General features: G+C 52.0%; 15 protein-coding genes. 6 read left to right on the forward strand and 9 right to left on the reverse strand.

Annotated features, from left to right (window positions below; translation table 11 throughout):
• Nucleotides 1-10: 10 nt before the first annotated feature.
• The 7 genes from H8L32_RS16490 to H8L32_RS16520 form a co-directional block, all read right to left on the reverse strand.
• Complete coding sequence (locus tag H8L32_RS16490; protein WP_186948354.1) at nucleotides 11-352, reverse strand: YciI family protein; 342 nt, start codon at nucleotides 350-352, stop codon at nucleotides 11-13.
• Nucleotides 353-607: 255 nt separating this feature from the next.
• On the reverse strand, nucleotides 608-1,921 hold the full coding sequence (locus tag H8L32_RS16495; protein ID WP_186948355.1) for a right-handed parallel beta-helix repeat-containing protein: 1,314 nt from the start codon (nucleotides 1,919-1,921) through the stop codon (nucleotides 608-610).
• Between the two features lie 130 nt (nucleotides 1,922-2,051).
• On the reverse strand, nucleotides 2,052-3,353 hold the full coding sequence (locus tag H8L32_RS16500) for a right-handed parallel beta-helix repeat-containing protein (RefSeq protein ID WP_186948356.1): 1,302 nt from the start codon (nucleotides 3,351-3,353) through the stop codon (nucleotides 2,052-2,054).
• A 259-nt stretch (nucleotides 3,354-3,612) separates the two neighbouring features.
• The gene (locus H8L32_RS16505; protein WP_186948357.1) at nucleotides 3,613-3,942 is read right to left on the reverse strand and encodes a hypothetical protein; all 330 of its coding nucleotides are present in this window, start codon (nucleotides 3,940-3,942) and stop codon (nucleotides 3,613-3,615) included.
• A gap of 281 nt (nucleotides 3,943-4,223) precedes the next feature.
• Nucleotides 4,224-5,057, reverse strand: coding sequence for a signal peptidase I (gene lepB, locus H8L32_RS16510; RefSeq protein ID WP_186948358.1), 834 nt, complete (start codon nucleotides 5,055-5,057; stop codon nucleotides 4,224-4,226).
• 53 nt (nucleotides 5,058-5,110) lie between these two features.
• Nucleotides 5,111-6,664, reverse strand: coding sequence for a murein biosynthesis integral membrane protein MurJ (murJ, locus tag H8L32_RS16515; protein WP_186948359.1), 1,554 nt, complete (start codon nucleotides 6,662-6,664; stop codon nucleotides 5,111-5,113).
• Nucleotides 6,665-6,801: 137 nt separating this feature from the next.
• Nucleotides 6,802-8,241, reverse strand: coding sequence for a tetratricopeptide repeat protein (locus tag H8L32_RS16520; protein WP_186948360.1), 1,440 nt, complete (start codon nucleotides 8,239-8,241; stop codon nucleotides 6,802-6,804).
• Nucleotides 8,242-8,666: 425 nt separating this feature from the next.
• On the opposite strand from H8L32_RS16520, the gene H8L32_RS16525 reads away from it, so the two are divergent.
• The 4 genes from H8L32_RS16525 (at nucleotide 8,667) to H8L32_RS16540 (ending at nucleotide 11,640) form a co-directional block, all read left to right on the forward strand.
• Nucleotides 8,667-9,254, forward strand: coding sequence for a flavin reductase family protein (locus H8L32_RS16525; protein ID WP_186948361.1), 588 nt, complete (start codon nucleotides 8,667-8,669; stop codon nucleotides 9,252-9,254).
• A 229-nt stretch (nucleotides 9,255-9,483) separates the two neighbouring features.
• A complete protein-coding gene (locus tag H8L32_RS16530; protein WP_186948362.1) occupies nucleotides 9,484-10,560 on the forward strand; it encodes a serine hydrolase domain-containing protein in 1,077 nt (358 codons plus the stop codon).
• A 75-nt stretch (nucleotides 10,561-10,635) separates the two neighbouring features.
• Nucleotides 10,636-11,046: an immunity 22 family protein gene (locus H8L32_RS16535; protein ID WP_186948363.1), complete on the forward strand. Its 411-nt coding sequence runs from the start codon at nucleotides 10,636-10,638 to the stop codon at nucleotides 11,044-11,046.
• 261 nt (nucleotides 11,047-11,307) lie between these two features.
• On the forward strand, nucleotides 11,308-11,640 hold the full coding sequence (locus tag H8L32_RS16540) for a hypothetical protein (RefSeq protein ID WP_186948364.1): 333 nt from the start codon (nucleotides 11,308-11,310) through the stop codon (nucleotides 11,638-11,640).
• Nucleotides 11,641-11,883: 243 nt separating this feature from the next.
• Here the strand turns inward: H8L32_RS16540 and H8L32_RS16545 are convergent, their stop codons facing one another.
• Both H8L32_RS16545 and H8L32_RS16550 read right to left on the reverse strand, forming a co-directional pair.
• On the reverse strand, nucleotides 11,884-12,591 hold the full coding sequence (locus tag H8L32_RS16545) for a hypothetical protein (protein WP_186948365.1): 708 nt from the start codon (nucleotides 12,589-12,591) through the stop codon (nucleotides 11,884-11,886).
• Nucleotides 12,592-13,000: 409 nt separating this feature from the next.
• Entirely contained in the window at nucleotides 13,001-13,933 is a 933-nt protein-coding gene (locus H8L32_RS16550) for a LysR family transcriptional regulator (RefSeq protein WP_186948366.1), read from the reverse strand.
• A 101-nt stretch (nucleotides 13,934-14,034) separates the two neighbouring features.
• Here H8L32_RS16550 and H8L32_RS16555 point away from each other — a divergent pair, with 101 nt between their 5' ends.
• Together H8L32_RS16555 and H8L32_RS16560 are read left to right on the forward strand one after the other, a co-directional pair.
• Nucleotides 14,035-14,712: a chromate transporter gene (locus tag H8L32_RS16555; RefSeq protein ID WP_186948367.1), complete on the forward strand. Its 678-nt coding sequence runs from the start codon at nucleotides 14,035-14,037 to the stop codon at nucleotides 14,710-14,712.
• Complete coding sequence (locus H8L32_RS16560) at nucleotides 14,705-15,238, forward strand: chromate transporter (RefSeq protein WP_186948368.1); 534 nt, start codon at nucleotides 14,705-14,707, stop codon at nucleotides 15,236-15,238. The genes H8L32_RS16555 and H8L32_RS16560 overlap by 8 nt, the downstream gene beginning before the upstream one ends.
• Nucleotides 15,239-15,265 lie beyond the last annotated feature (27 nt).

The following is a 15,265-nucleotide window of genomic DNA, read 5'->3' on the forward strand; positions in this document are numbered from 1 at the left end:
GAACAGGTTCTCACGACTCTGGATCAAAGCCAAATACTCTAAGTTCCTGATCACAGCGACAGGCTTTTGCGATACGTGCGGCCCAGGTGATGGCGTCCTCTCTTGAAGGAAGCTCAAGTACAGTGAAACCACCATTGAGTGGCGGCGCCCACGAGTAGCCTCCCTCGGCGACTGCGCCATTGGCCGACACCAGAACGGGTGCAACTGTTTCATCAATGCCACCGCCGAATACGTAGACGCCTGCCTTCTTCGTCTCGCGTATCACTTCACGAGCATCCCGCCCCACCGTTTCCATCTCACTGTCAGGTACATTCATTGCAACGCTGGGAAATGAAATAAGGTACTTTGCCATGATCTTCTGCCTCCGGGAATTTTACGACCAGTGATAAAGGCCGTGCTTAAGACAATATAGGACAATGCCCAGAGCAACTGAGGTGCTCTGAACATTAGGCTCCATAATGAACCCCATGCCAAAGGTACGCAATATGAATTTGCGTCTGTAAAAAGCAATATTAAAGATGATATGAAAGACGATACTGAGAACGAACAGTATCAGCAAAGTGTAGACAAACATCATGGCAGTAGCTACCGCCACTGCCCTGCCCCATCAGTCATCAAACGCCCCCATATCTGGCGTAGCGCCCTTGTAAGACAGGTTGACGTTGGTGCCCTTGTTTTTCAGCGCGCTGCCTGGTGCCAGGTGGAAGTTCTTCAGCACTGGCAGGCTGCCGTCGGCTTGTCTGGGTGCATCCCAACCTGCGTTGGATATGTTCTGAAAGTCGGCTGCGGTGAGCTTTAGCGGCAAGTTCCAGGAATTGAACTGGTTGTCAGTTCCATCCATATTCGATACCAGGGTACCGCCGAATGCGATGTTATTACGCAAGTTACCCAGATTGACAGGCTTGCCGCTGGCATCTATACCCAGCATATTGAAATCAACACCATTATCAAAGCTGGTATTGTTGAAGAAATCATTCGCAACAGGATGGTGATTGGCGTAAAAGCCAGACACTTTATTATTGAATGCGACAGAAAAACGTATGCTGTGCTTGACGCCGTTTGGCACATACTTGCCACCATAGCCACCCAGCTTGAAGCCATTGCCGTTACCGGCTGGCAGTGAAATACTGGTGCCCGGCAGATAACCTTGCGACCAGGTCCAGGAATTTTCTATCAACACGGGCGAAAAGGCATTGATGAGGTCAAAGCCATCATCCGAATTGGCCCATGCGCGGCAACCACGGAATACATTGCCGGGGTTATCGGCCTTGACGTGGGCACCAAAGCCATCGGCACTCTGCCCGGCACCGTTCGAGGTATAGGGGTCGTAGTTGTGGTGGGAATCGCTATTGAGGACCAGGTTATAGCCACCGTTTTTGATGAAGACGCCCGGCCCCATATTGTGGTGGGTATTGAGTTGTTCAAAAATATTATGGCTGCCGTTGATCCATACACCCCACGATTCATGATTGAGGCGATTCTCTGGCTGCTGCGGCACGCCGGTAATTTCCAGCCCTTTCAAATGCACCCAGTCGGCAACAACATTGAAGCCTTTGACGCGGCAATCATCCTTCATTTGCGAAAAATCAAAGACCGGTGTTTCACCAGGATACGCCCAGTAACGAATCGGATTGCCAGCGCTACCGCTTTTGTCCAGCGTAACGGCATTGACCGTATCGGTGCGGGTGGCGCAGGTATTGACGCCCGCCGTGTAGATGTAGTTGCCGCCCCTGAAGTAAATCGTATCACCAGCGACAGCGCTTGTCTGGGCGCGTGCGATGGTTTTCCATGGTGCGTCTTTGCTGCCTGTTGCCTTGTCATCGCCTGTGGGTGCCACGTAATAGGTGGCGGCATTGCTGGCGGCTGACAGAGCTAACATGACGCTTAACGTCAGGCTTGCAACCATGTATTTCTTGTTCATCTTGCGATTTACCTCGTGGACATTTCAATAAAGCAGAGGAACAAGATACACAGAGCACGTGTACCTTGTTCCTCTTATTTCTCTTATTTCTCGTACTTATCGTATTTCTATTGCATCAGTCAAAGAAAAATCAGTTTTCAAACGCACCCAGGTCTGGTGCCGAGCCATTGAAAGGCAGGCCGACATTGGTACCTTTGTTGATCAGGTCGCTACCTGTCACCAGGCGGAACTTGTTCAACACCGGCAAACTGCCATCGGCCTGGCGTGGTGCATCCCAGCCGGTGGTGGATATGCTTTGGAAGTCGGCAGATGAAACCGTGACTGCCAGGTTCCATGAATTGAACTGATCGTTTACACCTGTCATATTGGACAGCAGTGTACCGCCAAACGCGATGTTGTTGCGCAGGTTACCCAGGTTCACTGCATTGCCGTTTGAATCAATGCCCAGCATGTTGAAATCGGTATTGTTACCGTAGCTGGTATTGTTGTAGAAGTCATTCGCGATCGGGTGGTGATTGGCATAGAAACCCGATGCCTTGTTATTAAAGGCGACCGAGAAACGTATGGTGTGCTTGGCAGCATTCGATACATACACGCCACCATAGCCACCCAGCTTGAAGCCATTGCCATTACCTGCTGTCACAGGTGTAGTGGTGCCGGGCAGATAGCCTTGCGACCAGGTCCAGGAATTTTCTATCAATACCGGTGAATAGGCATTGATGAGATCAAAGCCATCATCCGAATTGGCCCATGCGCGGCAGCCACGGAAAACATTGCCTGGGTTGCCTGCCTTGATGTGGGCACCAAAGCCGTCAGCACTCTGGCCTGCACCATTTGAAGTGTAAGGGTCGTAGTTATGGTGGGAATCACTATTGAGAACGAGATTGTTGCCGCCATTCTGGATGAATATGCCCGGCCCCATGTTGTGGTGGGTATTCAACTGTTCAAACGTATTATTGCTGCCATTGATCCATACGGCCCATGATTCATGATTGAGGCGGTTGCCGGGTTGTTGCGGTGCGCCTGTGACTTCCAGCCCTTTCAAATGCACCCAGTTGGCGACCACATTGAAGGCTTTGACGCGGCAATCATCCGTCATTTGTGAAAAATCAAAGACTGGTGTTTCACCAGGATAAGCCCAGTAACGAATCGGGCTGCCAGAGGTACCGCTCTTGTCCAGCGTAATGGCGTTGACGATGTCGGTACGGGTGGCGCAGGTGTTAATGCCTGCGGTGTAGTTATAGTTGCCACCTCTGAAGTAGACGGTGTCGCCTGCTGCTGCGGCTGTCTGGGCGCGGGCGATGGATTTCCATGGTGCTGCCTTGGTGCCTGCGGCAGCGTCATTGCCGGTAGGCGCAACATAATACGTGGCGGCATTGCTTGCTGCAGACAAGCCCAACATCAGGCTTGCCAGTATGAGTTTTTTATTCATCTTGCGTGTCTCCTATTGGTACGTCATTGATATGCATTCACCAGCTAAGGATGGTGGATGCGTCAGGGATTCTTACTGATCCTTGAACGCATTATCGAACGTATATCGCCGAAATTGTACGAAGTTAACTCGCTTTTCCAATCATCTTGTTGATTCTTTTATCGTATATAACCAAGCTGCAAGTTGCGTATTCAATCCCTATATATCGGGTACCAGGCCAGTGTCTGGTAAGTATCTGGCCAGCAAAAACCGCTATGCATTACTTCATGCAGGCCAGAAAACTCTCTTTGTTCAGTGTGTATTTGCGACTAAATTTGCCGCTCTTGTGCGACTCGGAATACAGTTCCAGGCAAATATCCAGTTTGGTGCTGACTGCCGCCAGACAGGCCGCATCACCGGCACAGGCGGTCTCGGCCAGGCTGCGTGATTCAGCAACAAACCTGGCTTTTTGATCGCTTTGAAGGCCAGCGATAAACTGGGCAACCACGATCAGAATAATGATGGCCACCACCCAGCCAATGATCTTTGACAACCAGGATTTTTTGGGTGCATCTTCAGCATCGGTAATTCGGGCATGGTTTTCAGACATGGGTACACTCTTTCACGGTGAATGAATTTCATTGAAATTGAATACAGCGAGAAAGGAAGCACACAAGCAGCACACAAGCAGCACACAAGCAGCACACAAGCAGCGCACAATTCAACACACACACATCAGCGGATATGGCATGTGCTTTCCCGACAGGCTTGAGGGCATTCTAATCAGCCGTGGGTCGGGCAACAATGATGACTATGTCAGGTGCGGACGACGGCGCTTGACACCGTGTCAAGAGGAGGTGCAGAGGACAACTTGTAGCGTGAAACAAGTACTTATTTAACCGCCAGACCCAGCCTGTCCCAGCGAACGGAAGATATCCCATAAGAAAACCAGACCAGCTCCACACGGGCATAAATCTTCTCTGCCGGTACCGGGCCAAAATGGCGGCTATCAAGACTATCGTTGCGGTTGTCACCCAATACAAAATAACTGTCAGGCGGCACGGTAAATTGCTGATTCATTGTCTGATCCGGCTTGCTGAGATCATGGAAGGCATGTTCATCCGCAATCGCCTTGCCATTGATCAGCACGCTGCCATCACGCATGGACACCTGCTCGTCCGGCAAACCCATAATGCGTTTGACGTATTTGACATTGGCCTGCGCCGGGTTCTGCAACACCACCACATCACCGCGTTGTGGTGTATGCCCGGCATCCGCATATGCCAGGGTATTGGCAATGAACTTGTCGCCGGACAGCAGCGTGGTTTCCATAGACATCCCTGGCACATTGAAGATGTCATAGCCAAACAGGGTGCCACGTATCGACATGCAATACTGCACCACAGCGTAACCGACCATGCCGACAGCAAGCAGCACATACCAGCGTTGCAGCCACCCACGTGCGGCCATCGACTGCCGCCGCGCCAACCGGAACACCACAATGGATGACGCCAGCCAGAAACAGGTCAACACCAGGGTCACCAGCAAAAAACCCGGAGCCGAAAAAACCAGCCCAGCACGACCAGCAATCAACAGCACCAGTGGAAAGAACAGAATATTGGCCGCCGCCAGCGCCAGCCGGTTCAGGTATACAAAACCCAGTCCGGGCACAAAGACATTCAGCAAGACTGCCAGCCAGGGGCGAGGTTTATATTCTGTGTTCATTGCACGCTGCTTTTATCTTTGATGTGTCTTCGGCCAGGACATGGTGTTGACCATCACACCCTGGTCACCTTCTTGAAATCCCTGGGCCGGAAACCCATGGCAGCCAGTGCCGCAAAATACGTAGCGGCAGCCGCCACCAGCACCAGTGCCAGCGCGCCAGCCCGCAATATAGGGGTGCCACGCATGGCCAGCCAGTGGAATTGCTGCGATGTCCATAAGGCCACGCCCGCCATCAGGAACAGGGCGGCGCACAACTTGATGAGGAATATCAGCCAGCCTTTTTGGGGTTGATAAATGCCGCGCTTGCGCAAGCCTGTGTAGAGCAGGATGGCATTCACGCAGGCACCCAGGCCGACAGACAATGCCAGGCCAGCATGGGCAAAATAAGGCACGAACACCAGGTTCAGCAACTGCGTGACGATCATCACACCCACAGCGATTTTGACGGGGGTGCGGATATTTTGCTTGGCATAAAAGCCGGGGGCCAGAATCTTGACGACGATCAGGCCCAGCAAACCCAGGCCATAGGCAGTCAGGGCATGGGATGTCATCTGCACCGCATGGGCATTGTATTTGTCATGGTGGTACAGGGTAGCCGTCAATGCTTCGGGGATGGAAGCCAGGCCGACAGCGGCGGGCATGGCCAGCAGGAAAGTCAGGCGCAAGCCCCAGTCCAGCAGCGATGAATATTCTGCCGTATCACCATCGGTATTGGCTTTCGACAGGCCAGGCAGCAGAATGGTACCCAGCGCCACACCCAGCAAGGCCGTGGGGAATTCCATCAACCTGTCCGCATTGGCCAGCCAGGTCACGCTGCCATCCGGCAGTGACGATGCAATGCTGGTATTGATGGCGATGCTGATCTGGGTGGCGGATACCGCCAGGATGGCGGGCACCATATTGCGCACAATGCGGCGCACGCCTTCATCCTGCCAGGCAGTGCCGACGCGCCAGCTGACGCTGGGCAGCATGCCAACGCGTATCAGCGCGGGCACCTGGGCCACCAGTTGCAGCACACCGCCAACAAAGACGGCAATCGCCAGAGCATAAATCGGTTGGTCCAGAAACGGTGCCAGGAACAGCGACCCGGCAATCGACGACAGATTATATAAAACCGGCGTAAAGGCAGGCACCTTGAATTCGCGCCAGGTATTCAATATGCCGCCCGCCAGTGCCACCATGGACATAAACCCGATATACGGGAACATGATGCGCGTCATGACGATGGCAGCATTAAACACATCCGGCTGGCCAGCTTTGCCCCTGGCCATGAAGTACAGCAGTATGGGCGCACCGGCTATGCCCAGTATGCAGGTCAGCACCAGGGTCCAGGTCATGATGGTGGCGACATGGTCTACCAGGGTCTTGGTGGCGGCATCGCCCTGCTTGTCCTTGTATTCAGCCAGGATGGGCACAAAGGCTTGCGAAAACGCCCCTTCGGCAAACATGCGCCGCAGCAGGTTGGGAATGCGAAAGGCGATGTTAAAGACATCCGTATAGGCATCGGCGCCAAAACGGGTGGTAATCAGCACGTCGCGCACCAGACCGGTGAGCCGTGACAGCATGGTCATGCCACTGATGGCGGCAAGGGTTCGTAATAAATTCATGGTGCGGCATTATACTTTGTCATGCCGGTGGGGATGGAAAATGACGCTGGATAGTGCCGGTGATAGTGCAGATACAGGGCCGGTATTGGATCGGTATTGGGCCTGTATTAGGCAATTTTTAATGCAAAATAAACAATTCATGTCTTGCCAGAACCTGCCACCAGCAAAGCCAGTTGCGCGCAGACTTGCTGTATCACCCCGGCCCAGTCACCCACCGTGCCTTGCCTGAACAGGCGCACCACGCCCGGATACCAGGGGCTGTCGTCACGCTGCGTCAGCCAGCGCCAGTCTGGCTGCCAGGCGGGCAGCATGACCCAGCAGGGCTTGCCCAGTGCCCCTGCCAGATGGGCCACGGCGGTATCCACCGTCAGTACCAGGTCCAGTTGCATGATGATGGCGGCGGTATCTGCAAAATCGTGGATGCGTGGTGCCAGATTGCTAAGTTTCAGCGGCATGGTGACGGTTGGACCATCTCCCGCGCGCAATTCCCCTGCCCCCTTTTGCAGACTGAAAAAATGCACGCCAGCGATCGCCGTCAGAGGCTGCAGGACCTGCAAATCATGGATGGACCGGTCAGCATCGTTTTCAAATTGCAGATTACCGTGCCACACCAGGCCCACGCGCACATCGCATCCTGCCATGCTGATGATGTCGGCATGCTGATCCAGATCTTCCTGATGGGCGTGCAAATACGGCAGGTCAGCGGGTATATGGTCCACACGCGTGCCAAACAGGCCCGGCAGACTCAGTGGCGCGACCCAGCAATCCCAATCATTGATGGCAATGTCCTGGTCAAAGGCCCATACGTCGTCCAGACCGTCCAGTAAAGTGAACAGCCTTTTCAAGGCCGGGTGGCACAGGCAACTGACACGCGCAGCTCCACGCCGCTTTAACAGGCTGGCATAGCGGGCAAACTGCATCATGTCGCCATGGCCAGATTCAAACAGGATGATAATCGACTTGCCACCCAGGTCTTGCCCCAGCCAGCGCTGCACGGATGGCACAGCAGGCAAATGATCTTGCAACAGATTTTGCAGCATCTCCAGACCGTCACGCGCTTCCAGCATGTGCCAGCCTTCGTCATAACGACCCTGGCGCAGCAACAGGTAAGCCAGGTTGAATGCCGCCTTGCGATAATCCGGCGCCAACACCAGCGCCTGCCTGTAACAGGCTTCGGCCTCATCGTCACGCTGCATACTGGCCAGCAAGACGCCCAGATTCGACAAGGCGGGCACATGGTCTGCATCCTGCGCCAATATCTGGCGATATTGCTGTTCTGCCTCGGCTAAACGTTTCTGCGCTGCCAGCATGACGGCAAAGTTCAGGGCAATGTGCAGATTGTCAGGGGCCAGGTGCAAGGCTTGCTGATAGGCCGGCTCTGCCTGCACATATCGCCCTTGCTGCGCCAGCAACCAGGCCAGATTGGCATGCGCTTCCGCCAGATCGGGCTCCAGTAACAAGGCTTGCCGGAAAGCGGCTTCGGCAGCATCCGCCTGGCCTTGCGCCATCAGATCATTGGCCTGATAGAACAGGGCTTCGGCAGGGGTGATGGTGTCAGTATCAGTGTCGGGGTTCATGCATGTTTATGCAGGTCAATTGTGCAGATCAAATATGCAGGTCAACTTCGGGCCAAATGCAAAAGTAGTCAACATTATAGCCTGCCAGTTTGTCATCGCTGCGATGACAGTTCGGGGTGATCTGGTGCCAGGTCACTGATCAGTTGCACCAGTGTGCGCTGGTAAGCGCACGTCGTACGCAGGCGTGCAGCATGCTGCACGAAACCCCTGCTCTACCCTTGCCAGCCCTCGTTATGAGGCAAACGCATCTCACCCCTATTTATGAAATGAGTTCTAATACACTGTCCAGAGCAAAACAGTAAAATGGCTTGCTATTTGCACTTGCTACAGAATCGGGCTGATGTTGTATCATCAGCCCGAAAGCCGTGCGTCAAGGTGCATGCAAAAGTAGCGTTATAAAGTAGCGACATATTTGAGGAAATCCAGTGAACAGCCATATTGAACCCGTCGAACTGCAGAAAGCCTATCGATTGATTAACCATGGTCCCACCGTCCTGGTGTCGGCTCGTCATGGCGGCATAGATAACGTCATGGCCGCAGCATGGTGCTGTGGGCTGGATTTCGCGCCACCAAAGCTGACGGTAGTACTCGATAAAACTGCCCAGACGCGTGAGCTTGTCGAAAAAAGCGGCTCTTTCGTGATTCAGGTGCCAACCGTAGCGCAATTGCAGTTGACGCATGAAGTCGGTACCCGTAGCCGCTTCACAGAACCGGATAAATTGGTGAACGCGGGTGTGGAACTGTTCAATATCGAAGGCCATGACCTGCCTTTCGTCGCGGGTTGTTCCGCCTGGCTTGCCTGCCGCTTGATGGTAGAACCAGGCAATCAAGAAAAATATGACCTTTTTATTGGCGAAGTCGTGGGTGCATGGGCAGATACTCGCGTTTTCAACAACGGGCATTGGAACTTCGAAGAAGCCGACCCGGCCTGGCGTAGCCTTCACTACATTGCAGGCGGACATTTTTATGCAATAGGAGACGCCTTGTCTGCCGATGAAGGAAGTAAATCGTAGTAAATCCCAGGTCAACCATAGTGGCAAATACGACAGCCCTATCAGGATATAACTGTTGCAAAAATCCCCCTGGTTTTGTCAAACAATGACAAGACCATGGTTTAACTTATATTTATCAGATAGTGCATTTCCCCATATCCCACTGAACACATGCTTTTGTTACACTGTGCGCACAGGCAAAAAAACCATAGCGGTCTTGCCAAATATTGTTTCTTGCACGGAGCATTTCATGTCAGCCATTCGTACCACACTTGTCACCATCGCCCTGCTTGCCGCCCAGTTCACCACCGCCCACAGCATTGCCGCACCCGCTGGCAACATCCCCAGCCTGGAAGTGGCAGTCAAAAACCTCAAGAACAGCGGTTTCCAGGGCATTGTCTTTGCTGCACGCGGCGATAAAATCTTGCTGGAAAAAAGTCTGGGTGCCGTCAAGGACAGCAAGCAGACCTTCCGCTTTGCATCCATCACCAAGCAAATGACTGCCATACTCGTCATGCAGGAAGTGGAAGCCGGCAAGCTGCAACTGGATCAGCCGCTGGGCACCTACTGGCCCGACTACCCCAACCCACAGGCACGTGCCGCCACCTTGCGGCAACTGCTGACCCATTATTCGGGCCTGTACAATGACATGAGCAACCCGGCTTTTCACATGCTCAACGCCAACAGCGGTGATGACATCCAGAAATTTGCCACCGGTATATGCGCCAGCCCCGGCAATGCCGCCCCCGGCACCAAGTTTGATTACAATAATTGCGACTATATCGTGTTGGGCGCCCTGCTGGAAAAAATCAACCAGCAAAGCTTTATCAAGCTGCTGCAACAGCGCATCTTCACGCAAGCGGGCATGGATAGCGCCAGCTACTACACCGCCGCCCTGCCCGACGCCAAACAACATATCCACGGCAGCCTGGGTGGCAAACCCGAACCCGAAGTCAATTTCGCCAGCTACGGCCCGGCCGGTTCCAGCTTTGGCACACTGAAAGATCTGCACGCCTTTGACCTGGCTTTCATCAACAACAAACTGCTATCGCAAAAAAGCCGTGACGTAATGGTCAAACCAAATGCCGTCGGCGGCGCCATCGGCGTCTGGTCCTACCCCTTCAAAGGCGCTGACGAACGCAACCCCACCATCATCGTCGAGCGCCAGGGCTGGATAGCCGGCGTGCGCATCCTCAACCTGGTGGATTTGCAAACCCAGAACATCCTCATCCTGGTCAGCACCAACGGCGACCTCGACCTGAGCCAGACCTGGGCCAACCAGGGGCCAGCGGCGGAAGTGTTGAAGGCGTTGATTTTGACTAAGTAGGGGGAATGCGAATCAACTCTGCTGGGTAGCGGATCAGATCTTTTCATTCATATATTTTCAAACAAGTGGGCGATTATGGCACTTAGAGATTATTCCGATGACGACGATTATTACGATCAAGATTTTAGGAAAAAAGGTGTGGTGTCAGTTTGGGTAGGCCTTCGAAGTGACGAAGGGGATGCTGACGCAGATGTTTTGCAAGATTTTTGTGGCGTTGGATATTACGATTTAGATGCGCAGGAGAGCAACAGTTTTAATTTTGAGTTGGTCAACCTGGAAAAATTATTTAACGGAATATCTTATTCTTCGTCGTTCAAAAACAATGTTTTATCAACTGCATATCGCAAAGGCATACATCTGGCCCGATGGATAGTCGTGCAATATGAGTTCGGATATGATCCAGCTAAGGTTTCCAGGCCGATCGCAGATGATCCAATTTTTATTGGATACTTTGATTATTCAATTGCAAACCCGGTTAAGGGTTGAGCCGCACCAATTTTGATATCGCTATTTTAGCTAATATGACTTTTATGAATTGTAAACTTAGTGCTGTTTTAAGGACACATCCAAATGCATTTCAGAAAGAAGCTGAAAATGGCAGTAAGCAACTCATCTTTAAAAAAAGACCCACTATCTATTGGAAAGACCTTGCAAAGAATGGCATCCGGTAGCGACGTAATTTGCCGACGTTAGAAATGTCGTGTACTTTGGAAAAACTCCATATTTTTTGCGATTCGATAGAAGATCATGGAAACCTCGATTAAACTAGGCGTCGCTATTGTTGTAATCTGTACAGTGCTTTTTGCTGGTTTTGGAATTATTGACGCAGGGAATACTTCATGGCCGCAGCATGCGGCTGCATTTGCATGTTTTGGATTTATGATTGGTGCCATTATCGCGTTTGACAGTGGACCTGGCGACAGGCAAAAAAACCGGCCATTTCTTAGGATACTTTTGTCCTCTGCTGCTGGTCTAGGATTTGGTTGGGTTCTTGATTTTCCAATTGAAGGAATTTTACTATCTGGCCTCGTAACATCTATTCTTGGCTACGCGGGTCTATCATGGGCAAAGTATTTTTGATTACCTCTAGAAAAGCCGTGGTCCGCGAAGCCAGAAGCATAAGGTCAAAAAAGCTGGGATTGCTGCTGCTTTCATAACGATCTCTTTACCGGTTTTTATCTAGCTCCGGCAAAAGAAAATCGTCAATTCTTTCATCAGGGATTTCGCCGCTCAAAAACCGGGGTCAAGTCTTACATTACGACATTTCTACCTGGTCGCCGTGGCAGGAATATCGTTTTGAAGTTGAAAAAAAAGGAAGCTTAATTACTTCGAATCCAAAATTTCGATCTTAAATTTTTTTCCATTTGATGCCACTGCCCATCCAGTTTTGCTTGCATCTGAGATATCTCTCAGTGGTGTCCGATGCTGCTTAAAAATGGTCGCTTCAAATGTACCCGCTGGCAATGGTAGTTTAATGATCGGCATAAACTCAAGATAATCGCCTTGAATCCGACTAACAAGATCGAAAGCTCTCTGTGGCGTATGTATTATCATGTCAAAAGTTGTTTTTCCAAGCGCTGGTGGAACGTATTTTACTGGCACTCTAATTGGCTCATGCGGTCTATAACTTGCTGGATATTCAAGAATACCCAGTTTTGGTAAATCGAAACTGTGCGCCATTGTTCGACTTGGATTACGAACTAGCTTGAACGTCAATTCGCCTTCAGTTACAGGAATATTTCCAACATAAGAAAACATTCCCTTGGAATCTAGCTCACCTTTCAGCTCAATGCCATTGACAGTGATTGAACCGGTCGATGATAATTTGACGGACTTCTTGGCCTCCCAAAACCAAAAAGCTGCACGGACAAAGGTAAAATCCCGACCATCTGTGTGAGTCATCGTGTAGATAGGTGTAATCTCTGATTCCCCGTCATCCATCACCCATGCCTCAGCATTTGAATTTTTCATTACCCCCAAAGAGCCAGTCAACGCTGTTCCAATATAAAGACAAATATCTCGTCGTTTCATTTTCAATTTACTTCCTTGATGGGTTTGACTGTGCTGGCATAACGCTGGAAATCGAAATAAAGTTTAAATCCGCGTAGGTGCGAATAGCCATGCGTATTCGCACACATGTTACAGGACAGGTTACGCGTTGCGAATCGCCCGACGAGCTGCATTCATACATTCCCAGTTTCGCGGGTAAACACATCTGACTGAAAAAAATGGTCCTCAGCATTCCAGCTATTTAAGTTTGGTAACGCTGTCAGAACAGCACATGCGTGCGAATACGCAGAGCTATTCGCACCTACGCGACCTATTATCTATGCAAAACTTGCGTAGCACAATCATATCTGGCATGCCCTAATTCAACTTCATGCGGAACGAATGTGCCCTTTGACAGTCTTAGATAAAGCCTGTCAAGTTTACTTTTACCCTATTTAACAACCCGGCTATTTTTAATCATGTCATACAAAATCTGTGCCGCCGGTGACAGGCGGGCGGCCTTGCGGGCGACCAGGACCAGGGTTCTGGAAATGACAGGGCCTTGCAATTTGATCACACGCAGGCGCGGATAAGTACCTTTTTGCATGGCAAGATTGGGCACGATGGCGGCAGCGATGCCGGCTTCCACCAGGCCCAGGGCGGTGGAGTTGCGCTGTACTTCGTAATGTATTTGCAGGCTCAGGCCAGCTTGTCCGCCCTGGTCGCCTTGGCCACCATGCAGGCTTTCGCTACCCAGATAACCATCGAGCAAGGCACGGTTACCGCTTGCCTGGCCAGCAAAGATCAGCGGGTGTGACTGCAACTGTGCCCAGGTGACGCTCTTGCGTCTGGCAAGCGCATGGTCGTCGCGGCAGACCAGCACAAACTGATCTTGCAGCAAAGGCGTGGCGGTCAGTTCAGGATGATTGGGGCCAGCCAGGTTGATGCCAAACTCGGCTTCACGTCGCAATACAGCTTCGGCAACACCGACCGATGCGTGGTCGAGTATCTTGATACGGTTATCAGGGAATAATGCCGAATAGTCGCGGATGACCTGCGGCAGGTAACGTACACCCGCCGTCGGTATGCAGGCTATTGACACATCACCGCGCTGGGCTTTGCCGGTTTCGTGTATCTCGGTCAATGCTGCTGATAGTTCTTGCAGCAGGCGCCGGGCTTGCGGCAAAAAATCCTGCCCCGTCCTGGTCAGGGCGATGGAACGCGTGGTTCTTTCCAGCAGCGTCACCCCCAGAAAAATCTCCAGATTGCGCAATCGCTGCGTCACCGCCGTTTGCGTGACATGCAACACATCAGCCGCTTTGTTGAAACTGCCATGGTCTGCAATGGCCACAAAAGCCTGTACGCCGAGAATATCGATTTTCATAAGAAAAATGAATCAATCGTCTAAATAAATTCATTGTACTTTTAATTGCCCAGGCGTGAAGATGATCTCACAAAAAAATTCATCGCTTCCATGAGTGTCTTATGTTGAATCCTCCATTGCCCGCAGTTACCCTTGCTGAACCTGCCAGCTTGTCACCGGCGCGCCTGTTTATTGCCTTTTCAAAAATTGCTCTGACTGGTTTTGGTGGTGTCATGCCCTTTGCCTACCGCGCCCTGGTCGAGCAATACCGCTGGCTAAGTGCAGACGAATTCGCCCGCTATCTGGCCCTTAGCCAGGTCTTGCCCGGCCCGACCATCTGCAATATTGCATTGATGATAGGCAAGCGTTACGCTGGCATAGCAGGTGCCCTGGCCGCCATGGCTGGCCTGATCATTGCACCTTTTCTGCTGGTGATAGCACTTGGCGTTGCCTATCAGCATTTTGGCACGCTGGCCATAGTGCAAGACGCGCTGACCGGCATGACAGCCGTTGCAGCGGGCCTGGTACTGGCAACTGCCATCAAGATGGCGATGCTACTGTTTGGTAAAGCGGATAACACGGGCAAGATGGCCAAGACAGATAAGACTGGCGATACGGGTGAAATTGGCAGTCCAGGAAAAATCAAATTGCTCAGCCGTCATGCCACTTTGCAGGCGGTGTTGATGGCACTGGCTTTTGCGGGCCTGGCATTGCTCAAATGGCGCCTGATTGTCGTGTTTGTCTTGCTGGCTCTACCCGGCAGCATCGTCGCTTATTTTCTGAAAGATAAAAATGGATGATCAATCCCCCATGCTGGACCTGTGCCTGCATTTATCCCTGTTGTCGATGATGGCAGTCGGTGGTGGCCTGGTGATGATGGCACCTGACATCAGCCATTTTGTCGTCACTGAAAAACACTGGGTGACGAGCGCGCAATTCGCCTCTGCCTATGCCATCGCACAGGCGGCACCCGGTCCCAATTTATTGTTCATATCCCTGGTGGGCTGGCTGATTGCCGGCTGGACTGGTGCCATAGTGACGACCCTGGCAGTCATCATCCCATCTACCCTGCTGACCCTGTCCGTCATCAGCCTGAAGACATCCAACCTTAACACCCGGCTGACAGCCGCAGTACGCGATACCTTTGCGCCGATTTCCATCGGCTTCTTGCTGGCCACGGCCTGCCTGTTCACCCAACTGGACAATGCCAGTTGGCGCACTGACGTGATCACACTGTTGGCCGCTGTCATCGTCTTGCGCAGCAAGCTCAACCCCGTCATCCTGATTGCCGCCGGTGCCATCGCGGGGATGCTGCACATCTTATAAGCGCATCCAGGCTCAACTCAGTTCAGG

Origin of the sequence: Undibacterium hunanense, assembly GCF_014284335.1 — a bacterium.
Taxonomy (GTDB): domain Bacteria; phylum Pseudomonadota; class Gammaproteobacteria; order Burkholderiales; family Burkholderiaceae_D; genus Undibacterium; species Undibacterium hunanense.

Coding starts and splice junctions, on each gene's coding strand:
- H8L32_RS16500 (WP_186948356.1), bottom strand. CDS start 3,353: ATGAATAAAAAACTCATACTGGCAAGCCTGATGTTGGGCTTGTCTGCA.
- H8L32_RS16535 (WP_186948363.1), top strand. CDS start 10,636: ATGGCACTTAGAGATTATTCCGATGACGACGATTATTACGATCAAGAT.
- H8L32_RS16550 (WP_186948366.1), bottom strand. CDS start 13,933: ATGAAAATCGATATTCTCGGCGTACAGGCTTTTGTGGCCATTGCAGAC.
- H8L32_RS16495 (WP_186948355.1), bottom strand. CDS start 1,921: ATGAACAAGAAATACATGGTTGCAAGCCTGACGTTAAGCGTCATGTTA.
- H8L32_RS16505 (WP_186948357.1), bottom strand. CDS start 3,942: ATGTCTGAAAACCATGCCCGAATTACCGATGCTGAAGATGCACCCAAA.
- H8L32_RS16540 (WP_186948364.1), top strand. CDS start 11,308: ATGGAAACCTCGATTAAACTAGGCGTCGCTATTGTTGTAATCTGTACA.
- H8L32_RS16560 (WP_186948368.1), top strand. CDS start 14,705: ATGGATGATCAATCCCCCATGCTGGACCTGTGCCTGCATTTATCCCTG.
- H8L32_RS16555 (WP_186948367.1), top strand. CDS start 14,035: ATGTTGAATCCTCCATTGCCCGCAGTTACCCTTGCTGAACCTGCCAGC.
- H8L32_RS16520 (WP_186948360.1), bottom strand. CDS start 8,241: ATGAACCCCGACACTGATACTGACACCATCACCCCTGCCGAAGCCCTG.
- murJ (WP_186948359.1), bottom strand. CDS start 6,664: ATGAATTTATTACGAACCCTTGCCGCCATCAGTGGCATGACCATGCTG.
- H8L32_RS16545 (WP_186948365.1), bottom strand. CDS start 12,591: ATGAAACGACGAGATATTTGTCTTTATATTGGAACAGCGTTGACTGGC.
- H8L32_RS16530 (WP_186948362.1), top strand. CDS start 9,484: ATGTCAGCCATTCGTACCACACTTGTCACCATCGCCCTGCTTGCCGCC.
- lepB (WP_186948358.1), bottom strand. CDS start 5,057: ATGAACACAGAATATAAACCTCGCCCCTGGCTGGCAGTCTTGCTGAAT.
- H8L32_RS16490 (WP_186948354.1), bottom strand. CDS start 352: ATGGCAAAGTACCTTATTTCATTTCCCAGCGTTGCAATGAATGTACCT.